This window comes from Klebsiella sp. EMBS2024, assembly GCF_036233805.1.
GTDB lineage: Bacteria > Pseudomonadota > Gammaproteobacteria > Enterobacterales > Enterobacteriaceae > Klebsiella > Klebsiella pneumoniae.
On record NZ_JAZARW010000001.1, the window covers coordinates 92498 to 99582 of the forward strand.

General features: G+C 54.0%; 6 protein-coding genes. 3 read left to right on the forward strand and 3 right to left on the reverse strand.

From position 1 onward, the window contains the following. The 3 genes from leuB to leuL form a co-directional block, all read right to left on the reverse strand. Nucleotides 1–1092: a 3-isopropylmalate dehydrogenase gene (gene leuB / locus VZP09_RS00410; RefSeq protein WP_002888487.1), complete on the reverse strand. Its 1092-nt coding sequence runs from the start codon at nucleotides 1090–1092 to the stop codon at nucleotides 1–3. Further along, complete coding sequence (gene leuA, locus VZP09_RS00415; RefSeq protein WP_004178594.1) at nucleotides 1092–2663, reverse strand: 2-isopropylmalate synthase; 1572 nt, start codon at nucleotides 2661–2663, stop codon at nucleotides 1092–1094. Before leuA ends, leuB begins: the two co-directional genes overlap by 1 nt. A 95-nt stretch (nucleotides 2664–2758) precedes the next feature. After that, nucleotides 2759–2845 (reverse strand): leu operon leader peptide, encoded by an 87-nt coding sequence (gene leuL, locus VZP09_RS00420; protein ID WP_004222662.1) that lies wholly within the window; start codon nucleotides 2843–2845, stop codon nucleotides 2759–2761. A 613-nt stretch (nucleotides 2846–3458) separates the two neighbouring features. Between leuL and leuO the strand changes: the two genes are divergently transcribed. The 3 genes from leuO to ilvN all read left to right on the forward strand — a co-directional run bounded on the left by leuO (nucleotide 3459) and on the right by ilvN (nucleotide 7040). Continuing rightward, nucleotides 3459–4427, forward strand: a complete 969-nt coding sequence (gene leuO, locus VZP09_RS00425) for a transcriptional regulator LeuO (protein WP_004192013.1) — start codon at nucleotides 3459–3461, stop codon at nucleotides 4425–4427. A 394-nt stretch (nucleotides 4428–4821) separates the two neighbouring features. After that, nucleotides 4822–6546, forward strand: a complete 1725-nt coding sequence (gene ilvI / locus VZP09_RS00430) for an acetolactate synthase 3 large subunit (protein ID WP_002888534.1) — start codon at nucleotides 4822–4824, stop codon at nucleotides 6544–6546. Between the two features lie 2 nt (nucleotides 6547–6548). Beyond that, complete coding sequence (gene ilvN, locus VZP09_RS00435; RefSeq protein WP_002888536.1) at nucleotides 6549–7040, forward strand: acetolactate synthase small subunit; 492 nt, start codon at nucleotides 6549–6551, stop codon at nucleotides 7038–7040. Nucleotides 7041–7085: the final 45 nt, after the last annotated feature.

Below are 7085 nucleotides of genomic sequence, written 5' to 3' on the forward strand. Positions count from 1 at the left end.
TTACACCCCTTCTGCAACATAGCGGGCAATAATATCGCCCATTTCATCAGTGCTGACCGCCGCCGTGCCGCGCGCTAAGTCGCCGGTTCGAACCCCTTCTTCTAAGGCGCGGTTGATCGCGTTTTCAATGGCGGTCGCCGCTTCGTCAGCGTCGAGGCTGTAGCGCAGCAGCAGAGCCAGAGAGAGGATCTGCGCGATCGGGTTGGCGATATTTTTGCCGGCGATATCCGGTGCGGAACCGCCCGCCGGCTCGTACAGGCCAAAACCTTGTTCATTGAGGCTGGCGGACGGCAGCATACCCATCGAGCCGGTGATCATCGCGCACTCGTCGGAGAGGATGTCGCCAAACAGGTTGGAGCACAGCAGCACGTCGAACTGGGACGGATCTTTAATCAGCTGCATGGTGGCGTTATCGATATACATATGCGCCAGCTCAACGTCCGGATACTCCTTGCCGATCTCGCTGACGATTTCGCGCCACAGGATGGAGGACTGCAGAACGTTGGCCTTATCGATGGAAGTCACTTTGTGACGACGCTTGCGGGCGGATTCAAAAGCGATGCGCGCGATACGCTCGATCTCAAAGCGGTGATACACCTCGGTATCAAAGGCTTTCTCATGCTGACCGCTGCCTTCGCGGCCTTTCGGCTGGCCGAAGTAGATGCCGCCGGTCAGTTCGCGTACGCAGAGAATGTCGAAGCCGTTAGCAGCGATGTCGGCGCGCAGCGGGCAGAACTCTTCCAGNCCCTGATACAGTTTGGCCGGGCGCAGGTTGCTGAACAGTTTAAAGTGTTTACGCAGCGGCAGCAGCGCGCCACGCTCTGGTTGTTCCGCCGGCGGCAGGTGCTCCCATTTCGGACCGCCGACGGAGCCGAACAGGATCGCATCCGCCTGCTCGCATCCGGCGACGGTCGCCTGCGGCAGGGGAGTTCCCTGACGGTCGATGGCCGCCCCGCCAACGTCATACTGGCTGGTGGTAATGTGCATGGCAAAACGTTGGCGTACGGCTTCCAGTACTTTCATCGCCTGGTTCATCACTTCCGGGCCAATGCCATCACCCGGCAAAACGGCAATATGGTAATTCTTCGACATTACACGGTTTCCTTATTGTTCTCTTTATTCTGAGCTTTGCGTTGCAATTCTTTTTCGACTTCGGCGGCGCGCCAGATGTTGTTCAGCACGTGAACCATCGCTTTGGCTGACGACTCTACGATATCCGTTGCCAGACCAACGCCATGGAAGCGGCGGCCATTGTAGTCAACGACGATATCCACCTGGCCCAGGGCGTCTTTGCCGTGGCCTTTCGCGCTTAAGCCATACTTCACTAATTCAATGTTGTAGTCGGTGACGCGATTAATCGCCTGGTAGATAGCATCGACCGGACCGTTGCCGTTGGCGGCTTCGGTTTTGATCTCATCCCCGCAGACCAGTTTGATCGAGGCGGTGGCGATATCGCTGGATCCGGATTGGACGTTGAAGTAATCCAGGCGGAAATGCTCTGGCTCTTCCTGCTGCTTGTTGATAAAGGCCAGCGCTTCCAGATCGTAATCGAAGACCTGGCCTTTTTTGTCCGCCAGCTTCAGGAATGCGTCGTACAGATGATCCAGGTTGTAATCGCTCTCCTGGTAGCCCATCTCTTCCATCCGGTGTTTCACCGCCGCGCGGCCGGAGCGGGAAGTCAGGTTCAATTGCACCTGGTTCAGGCCGATAGATTCCGGGGTCATGATCTCGTAGTTTTCGCGGTTCTTCAGCACGCCGTCCTGGTGAATGCCGGAGGAGTGGGCGAAGGCGCCGGTGCCGACGATGGCCTTGTTCGCCGGGATCGGCATATTGCAGATCTGGCTGACGGTCTGGCTGGTGCGCCAGATTTCATGATGATTAATGTTGGTGTGCACGTTCATGATGTCTTTGCGCACTTTGATCGCCATGATCACTTCTTCCAGCGCGCAGTTGCCGGCGCGTTCGCCGATACCGTTCATCGCACCTTCTACCTGGCGCGCACCGGCGTGGACCGCGGCGAGGGCGTTACCGACAGCGATGCCCAGATCATCATGGGTGTGGACGGAAATAATTGCTTTGTCGATATTCGGCACGCGATCATACAGGCCGCTGATGATGTTGGCATATTCGAACGGCATGGTATAGCCGACGGTATCCGGGATATTAATGGTGGTGGCGCCGGCGTTGATCGCCGCTTCCACGACGCGAGCCAGATCGGCAATCGGCGTACGGCCGGCGTCTTCACAGGAGAACTCAACGTCGTCAGTGTAGTTGCGTGCCCGCTTCACCATATAGATCGCGCGCTCAATAACCTCATCCAGCGTACTGCGCAGTTTGGTGGCGATATGCATCGGCGAGGTGGCAATAAAGGTATGAATACGGAAAGCCTCGGCCACTTTTAACGATTCCGCCGCCACGTCGATATCTTTCTCAACACAGCGCGCCAGGGCGCACACGCGGCTGTTTTTAATGGTGCGCGCGATGGTTTGCACCGATTCAAAATCGCCCGGCGAGGATACCGGGAAACCGACTTCCATTACGTCGACCCCCATTCGCTCAAGGGCCAGTGCGATCTGCAGCTTCTCTTTGACACTCAGGCTTGCCTGTAACGCTTGTTCGCCATCACGTAAGGTCGTATCGAAAATAATGACTTGCTGGCTCATGGTTTGGATCCTTAGTCTGTGTCCTGGCGCCTTGTTGACGAGCATAAAAAAACCNGCGCCAAGGCGCGGGTTTTATAGTCTTGCTGGAAGATGACTTAACGCTGAACGTCGCCCAACAGCCTACCGCGCAAATGGCATGCGTTTAGTAGTAGTAGGCTGGTGATACGAGCGGTGCGAATCATTGCGTCAAACTCCAGATGAAATCGTTATGCTTTTAGAGTTACTGGATAGCTGTTTTAAAGTCAACCCCTGGCATGGAAAAAGCGTTTTGGGCTGACTAAATGAATTAGCAAAATGTGCTGATGTAAGCCCCATTTTGCCGAAGATCCTATTTTGGACCGAAGGCGGTTTATCCCCATTTGTTTCATTTGAAAAAGTGCTTTGCATTCAAGGCATCGTCGAAGAGGTGTCGCCAATGAAGGGACAAAAAACGGTATCTGGATGAAAATATTAAATTTATTTTTCCTGTGAATGTATTCGAACGCTAGCGGATTATTTTTCAATGATAAGGATTTGTTAATTTTATGGAGGGAAAAATAAAATACTTTATTATTGCTTAAGTTACAGTTAACTCGTGGTGCTGTTTTTATTTTTATGGATTATGGTTACACTTATCGTCATTAAGTAATCAGTATGGTTTGAGCGGCTCAATTTTTTGATCAGGACCGTTTCTTCACTGCCACTCATAGCCTTGATATATTCCTAAAAATTTCTTTTGCTATTTTGTAAATGTCATTTGCATGGTAAATGATATTTTCGGCGCTAATTATAGCGGTTTAGTGAAGGGAATTCATCGTGACGGCGGAATTAGATATGTTAATTGAAACTCCAGAATATAAATCAGCCCCCGGACAGGAAGTCGTTAAACCTCAACTACGGATGGTTGATCTCAATCTGCTTACCGTTTTTGATGCGGTTATGCAAGAGCAGAATATTACTCGTGCCGCCCATACGCTCGGCATGTCACAGCCCGCGGTGAGCAATGCGGTTTCACGACTGAAAGTGATGTTTAATGACGAGCTTTTTGTGCGCTATGGCCGCGGTATTCAGCCGACGGCGCGCGCCTATCAGCTGTTTGGCTCGGTACGCCAGGCGCTGCAGCTGGTCCAAAACGAATTGCCAGGCTCCGGTTTTGAACCGCTGAGCAGTGAGCGCGTGTTCCATCTGTGCGTCTGCAGCCCGCTGGATAACATCCTGACGTCGGTTATTTTTAATAAAGTTGCAGAGATAGCCCCCAATATTCATTTAGTCTTTAAGTCTGCGCTTAATCAAAATACGGAACATCAGCTACGTTATCAGGAAACAGAATTCGTAATCGGTTATGAAGAGTTCCGTCGCCCTGAGTTTGCCTGCGTTCCGTTATTTAAAGACGAAATGGTCCTGGTCGCCAGTCGCAACCATCCGCGTATTTCCGGGCCGATGATGGAGGCGGATATTTATCGCGAGGAGCATGCCGCCGTTGCTCTCGACCGGTATGCCTCATTTAGTTTGCCGTGGTATGACACGGCCGATAAACAAGCGCGTATCGCCTATCAGGGTAATGCGATGGTCAGCGTATTAAACGTAGTATCGCAAACCCAGATGGTGGCCATTGCCCCGCGCTGGCTGGCAGATGAATTTGCTGACAAGCTTGCCCTGCAAATATTACCTTTGCCGTTGAAGGTCAACAGTCGGACCTGCTATCTCTCCTGGCACGAAGCCGCTGGTCGTGATAAAGGCCACCAGTGGATGGAAGAGCTGCTGGTGGACATTTGCAAGCGCTGACCCGACGACGATAGATAGCAAAGGAGCTTCGGCTCCTTTTTTTATATGACATAAATCAAATAAAGCAGAATTTTATTCTGTTTACCTTGTGCGAGGAGTTCGTTGTGTTCGTGAAAAATGGATCTATTCCTGTTATCACCCTTTTTCGCCGAGTATTTACCATTCTCTTTTCTTATCTCTGAAGCAATTCACCATATTTTCCCCTCACCGCTTTCTTTTCTTCTTATTCAAGAAATAAGGCCTCAGCTGCGGCGAATTGCCTGCCTGCTGGCGAGCAGTTATGGTAGTGGCAAGCAGTACATTCACCTCAATGCGGAGGACCACTCCTTCGCATCGTGCGAGCGCGCGGAAATTGAGTTCCGCTGTCGTAAAACAATAAGCCTGGAGGCAAACCATGGAGATGTTGTCAGGAGCCGAGATGGTCGTCCAATCGCTTGTCGATCAGGGCGTCAAGCAAGTATTCGGCTATCCCGGAGGCGCAGTCCTCGATATCTATGATGCGTTACATACCCTTGGCGGTATCGATCATGTGCTGGTTCGTCACGAGCAGGCGGCGGTGCATATGGCGGATGGCCTGGCGCGGGCGACCGGGGAGGTCGGCGTGGTGCTGGTGACCTCTGGGCCTGGGGCGACGAACGCCATCACTGGCATTGCGACAGCCTATATGGACTCTATTCCGTTGGTGATCCTCTCGGGGCAGGTAGCCACCTCGCTTATCGGCTACGATGCCTTCCAGGAGTGCGACATGGTGGGGATTTCCCGTCCGGTGGTGAAGCACAGTTTCCTGGTGAAGCAGACCGAAGATATTCCCGGCGTGCTGAAGAAAGCCTTCTGGCTGGCGGCCAGCGGTCGCCCCGGTCCGGTAGTGGTCGATCTGCCGAAGGATATTCTCAATCCGGCGAAGAAGCTGCCTTACGTCTGGCCGGACGCAGTGAGCATGCGCTCGTATAACCCAACCACCAGTGGCCATAAAGGGCAGATTAAACGCGCGCTACAGACTCTGGTGGCCGCAAGTAAGCCGGTCGTCTACGTCGGCGGCGGGGCGATCAATGCGCATTGCGAACCTCAGCTGCGCGAGCTGGTGGAAAAACTGAAGCTGCCGGTGGCCTCATCCTTGATGGGACTTGGCGCTTTCCCGGCGACACACTCGCAGGCGCTGGGGATGCTGGGGATGCACGGCACCTATGAAGCCAACATGACTATGCACCACTCGGACGTGATTTTTGCCGTCGGCGTTCGCTTTGACGACCGGACCACCAATAACCTGGCCAAGTATTGTCCGAACGCGACGGTACTGCATATTGATATCGATCCGACTTCAATCTCGAAAACCGTGCCGGCAGATGTGCCGATCGTCGGCGATGCCCGGCTGGTGCTGGAGCAGATGCTGGAGCTGCTGGAGCAGGAGGAAGCGCAGCAGCCGCTGGACGACATTCGCGACTGGTGGCAACAGATCGAGCAGTGGCGTGCCCGTCATTGTCTGCGCTACGACGACCAGAGCGATAAAATCAAACCGCAGGCGGTAATTGAAACTATCTGGCGGCTGACCCAGGGCGATGCCTACGTCACTTCCGATGTGGGTCAGCATCAGATGTTCGCCGCCCTGTATTACCCCTTCGATAAACCGCGGCGCTGGATTAACTCCGGTGGTCTCGGCACCATGGGCTTTGGCCTACCGGCTGCGCTGGGGGTCAAAATGGCTCTGCCGGACGAAATGGTTGTCTGCGTGACCGGTGACGGCAGTATCCAGATGAACATTCAGGAACTCTCCACTGCGCTGCAGTATGAGCTGCCGGTCCTGGTGCTTAACCTCAACAACCGCTATCTCGGGATGGTGAAGCAGTGGCAGGATATGCTCTATTCCGGGCGTCACTCGCAGTCCTATATGGAATCGCTACCGGACTTTGTCCGTCTGGCGGAAGCCTATGGCCACGTCGGGATCCGCATCAGCGAGCCGCAGGAGCTGGAGACGAAGCTTGCTGAAGCTCTGGAGCAGGTGCGCCAGCGTCGGCTGGTGTTTGTCGATGTGACCGTCGACGGCAGTGAGCATGTGTACCCCATGCAGATCCGCGGCGGCGGCATGGATGAAATGTGGTTGAGCAAAACGGAGAGGACCTGATTATGCGCCGGATATTATCGGTATTACTGGAAAACGAATCGGGCGCATTGTCCCGCGTTATCGGCCTCTTTTCCCAGCGTGGCTATAATATAGAAAGCCTGACTGTCGCGCCGACGGACGATCCCACTCTCTCCAGAATGACCATTCAGACCGTGGGCGATGAAAAAGCGATTGAGCAGATTGAAAAGCAACTGCACAAGCTGGTGGATGTCCTGCGGGTCAGCGAGCTGGGGCAGGGGGCTCATGTTGAACGCGAAATTATGCTGGTGAAGGTTCAGGCCAGCGGCTATGGCCGTGAAGAAGTGAAGCGCAACACCGAAATCTTCCGCGGACAGATTATCGACGTGACGCCTTCTATCTATACCGTCCAGCTCGCCGGCACCAGCGATAAGCTGGATGCATTTCTGGCCTCGCTGCGCGATGTCGCTCGGATTGTGGAAGTGGCTCGCTCCGGCGTGGTCGGCCTGTCTCGCGGTGATAAAATCATGCGCTAAGGATCGGGAACTGCTGTAAAAATAGCCCGGCAGAGACTGTCGGGC